Raw genomic sequence first — 3311 nt, forward strand, 5'->3', positions numbered from 1 at the left:
GACCGATCCACAAAAACCTGTTGCCTGGGCCTGAGAATCATCCCCTGTCTCCCTGTTTACTGCGCCCACGTCGGGCGGGCGAAAGTGCCACCAGCGTTCTGCGCCTGGGCAGGTGCCTGCTGCTGGGACTGATACCCGTTGGTGGCAGGCACCTGCTGTTGGGGCTGAAACCCGGTCGGTGCCGGAGTCTGCGCCTGGGGTTGCGCCTGCGTCTGAAACGCAGCCTGGGGTTGTGCCTGCGTTTGAGAGGGAGCCTGCGCCGCTGCCTGGAACACAGCCGAAGCCTGTGCCGCAGGTTGAAAAGTGGACGGACCCTGTACCGGAGGTTGAAACCCGGACTGGGCATGACCGCCTCCGGCCGCCGGACGGAACGAGGTGGAGGGTTGGAACCCTGCCGCCGCCGGGACTGCCCCGGATTGGAAGGTGAAATACTCCTTATGGTCTGGAGTGACGGCAAACTTGATGACATTCTTGGGCTGATCATTTTGATCTTTCTCCACATCAATCTTGGCCAGAAACTCGATGCCATCCAGATCGGCAAACCCGCGAATGCGGCGGGCCTCCATGGCACGCGGGGTGGTATCCTTGTCCGACAGGCCGTTGGCAGAGTTGAGAATGCCGCGAATGAAAGCCCGCCCCATGTTGGCCCAATCGTGGCCTTTGGGACTGTAGAGGCCAATCAGGCTCCAGACCTTGCGTTTGGCAAATTCCCCCTGGGTCACCACAAACTCGCAGTTCAGATAGACCGCATCGCTCTCCTTGGCACGGGTGGCATAGCCCCCGGTCCAACCCTGAATGTGGTCGTCGAGACCTCCAGGCTTGATCGTCATGCGCACAGGCGCAACAACCCCCTTCGGAATAAGATCAAAGTTATTCTGCGCGTCGGCGTCATTGAAGTCGTTCCATGCTGGCATGTGAAAATCTCCTATGTGATGTCGTTAGTTGGTTGCGGTGTTGGCCTCGGCGGGAGCCGGTTGGCCATATTCAAGACGCTCCTGGATCGGGCGTACCGGGCCACTGATTTTGGCCATCAGACGCCCCAGGTGCGGTTCCTCAACGGTGGTCAAACGCCCGGAGCGGTCCTTGGCAGGAAAGCCCCAGGGGTTCATGGTCTGGCAGACGAAGGCCCGAAAAAGCTGCCCGGTCTCGGTGGGCAGTTCCGCCATGGTGATCACCTGGTCAACGATGCCCGGCAGCTCCAGGCCGGTCTTGCTGCCCTCGATCTGGGGAGCGAAGAACCGCCGGTTGAAATCGTCGAATTTCTCGTCCAGGATGCCGATGAAGAGAATGTTCTTGCCCCTGGTGTGCTGGAGATGCGTCAACCAGGCAATCATCTCCTGGCCATGCAGCCCGTAGGCCCCGCGCAAATCCGGTTTGCCGGTCTTTTCGCTGAACGCCTGCGGCTGCCCCTTGCACCAGTGGAAGCAGAGCCGACCGGCCACGGTCAACGAATCGACGAAGATGGTCTGGTATTTATCCAGGATCCTGGGATCTCCGAACTGGGCACAGACCGCGTCATAGTGGGCTTGGCTGAAATACTGATCGTTGCGCAGGGCTGGGTTGGGGCCACCGATGAAGACCGCAAAATTCCGGCACTCGTCCCAGGTGCGGGGACGGATGGTATCACCGGGCCACCCCTCCACTGCCAAGTCGCCCGCTTCCAGATCGAAAAACAGGGTGGTTGCCGGGTCCAGACTCCACAGCAGGGTGGTTTTGCCGATGCCCGATTTGCCGAAGATGCACGCCTTGATGCCACGCCGTTCGGCCATGCGTTGGTCAGCGGTAATGATGGGAAGTCCGCTCATCATGCCACCTCCTGCTCGCGCAGGGTGAGTTTGAAGGAGGGCTTGCCCGCCTTCACCGTGCGGGCCGGTTCGAACACCCGGCGGATGCTGTCCGGCCAAGAGGTATATTTCCTTTCGGAAACCTCCAGAGATGTCTCCACGTATTGACCAGGGTCGTCACCAGCCTCCCGGATGGTCTGGACGATCCCGGCCAGCTTGCCCTGGTCCCAGGAAGGACGTTTGGGCAAATCCATGGCGACATCCACATCGCCATCCTGGAAACGGATCAGGCCGAAATCCTTCCCGGTCTCCTGCCGGATGGTGGTGGCCCGGTCGCCAAAACGGCGCACGAGCACCCCGTCGAGCAGGTCGCTGACCAGTTTGGTTTGGCTCATTGCCTCAGCCACCTCTTTCTGGAGACGGGCCAGTTCGCTGGCGGGCAAGGCGGCGACATCGCCCAGAGGCATTTGTCGCAGTTGATTGAGTGTAACTGGTTGGTCCATTTGTATCCTCTCTGTTGTTTGGTTGTTCTTGTTGACGCTACCGCCGTTTGACGCTCTTGATCAGAAACACCAGGTCGCTGAGACGGCTCTCGAATGTGTTCAGGGTCTCCATTTGGAAAGCTCCGGGGTCGGTCGCCAGGTTGTTCTCCAACTCATCCAGTATGGCTTTCAACGCCACCCCCCGATTGCTCTGCCGGACCGGGTCCGCATTGATCTCTTCCAACTGATGCCCGAGGTAGATGCACCGCTCCTCTGCCTCCAAAGCACGACGTTTCCAATCCTCCAACTCGGCCATGAGACTGGCAGGGGTCGGTGCCATCTCGGATGGACTGGATTCCAATTCCTTGATGCGTGCCTTGAGGGCGGTGCGCTCCTTGTTCAGGGTTCTGATCCGCTCCTTCTGCGCCAATGCCTCGCCAGACACATCCTTGTACATGCGCTTCCAATCCACAGAACCATTGGGAACGGGTGAATCGCCGGTCTCTTCCTCACCGGACCGACTGGGGGTGGTCACCTGTGGGCGGCTGGCTTCCTCCTTTTGACGGACGACCTCACGAATGCTGCGGGCCTTGCCATCCAGAACCGCCCGCACGGCTGCCTTCTGCTCCGATTCCTCCAGACTGGCGAGAGCGTCCAGTTCCAGGCTGTTGTCAGCAATACTTGCCACATCGCGGATGGAGTCCCGGATCTCCTGGCTGATATTGTTGGCGCGGCGGACGGCCTGTTGAATGCTACGTGTGCTGGATCCTGTTTTTTGGGCTGTCTCGACTGAGAACGCAGTTGTTGCGTTCTCAGTCCGCGCTCTGGTTCCAACCCCATTTTTTCCACCACCACAGGCACCATTGCGTGCTTCCGGGTGCATCATCTCGTACAGGAACTTGCGCTCGGCCAGATGTTCGGCCCGCTCCAAATGGGTCAGATCAGCCCGGCACAGGTTCTCGTCAATCTCGGCCAACCGCTGGTCCACATCCGAACCGGTGCCAATGGTGGCGGTCTTCATCGGTGGCCCCAACCCAGCCCTGCG

3 protein-coding genes and 1 pseudogene are annotated in these 3311 nt (G+C 60.0%); all 4 read right to left on the minus strand.

Features of this window, described 5'->3' with window-relative positions; translation table 11 throughout:
- Positions 1-275: 275 nt before the first annotated feature.
- Positions 276-914, minus strand: a pseudogene (locus HQL63_16100) (hypothetical protein).
- Between the two features lie 24 nt (positions 915-938).
- Positions 939-1805, minus strand: coding sequence for an ATP-binding protein (locus HQL63_16105; protein ID MBF0178345.1), 867 nt, complete (start codon positions 1803-1805; stop codon positions 939-941).
- Positions 1805-2287 carry a hypothetical protein gene (locus tag HQL63_16110; GenBank protein ID MBF0178346.1) on the minus strand — a complete coding sequence of 161 codons (483 nt, stop codon included), beginning with the start codon at positions 2285-2287 and terminating at the stop codon, positions 1805-1807. The genes HQL63_16105 and HQL63_16110 overlap by 1 nt, the downstream gene beginning before the upstream one ends.
- 37 nt (positions 2288-2324) lie before the next feature.
- The gene (locus HQL63_16115) at positions 2325-3287 is read right to left on the minus strand and encodes a hypothetical protein (GenBank protein MBF0178347.1); all 963 of its coding nucleotides are present in this window, start codon (positions 3285-3287) and stop codon (positions 2325-2327) included.
- Positions 3288-3311 lie beyond the last annotated feature (24 nt).

The sequence above is a fragment of the Magnetococcales bacterium genome (assembly GCA_015231175.1).
Taxonomy (GTDB): Bacteria; Pseudomonadota; Magnetococcia; order Magnetococcales; family DC0425bin3; genus HA3dbin3.

What these genes read in the sequence shown, in the direction of transcription:
- HQL63_16105 (MBF0178345.1), bottom strand. Translation starts at nt 1,805, where the DNA reads ATGAGCGGACTTCCCATCATTACCGCTGACCAACGCATGGCCGAACGG.
- HQL63_16110 (MBF0178346.1), bottom strand. Translation starts at nt 2,287, where the DNA reads ATGGACCAACCAGTTACACTCAATCAACTGCGACAAATGCCTCTGGGC.
- HQL63_16115 (MBF0178347.1), bottom strand. Translation starts at nt 3,287, where the DNA reads ATGAAGACCGCCACCATTGGCACCGGTTCGGATGTGGACCAGCGGTTG.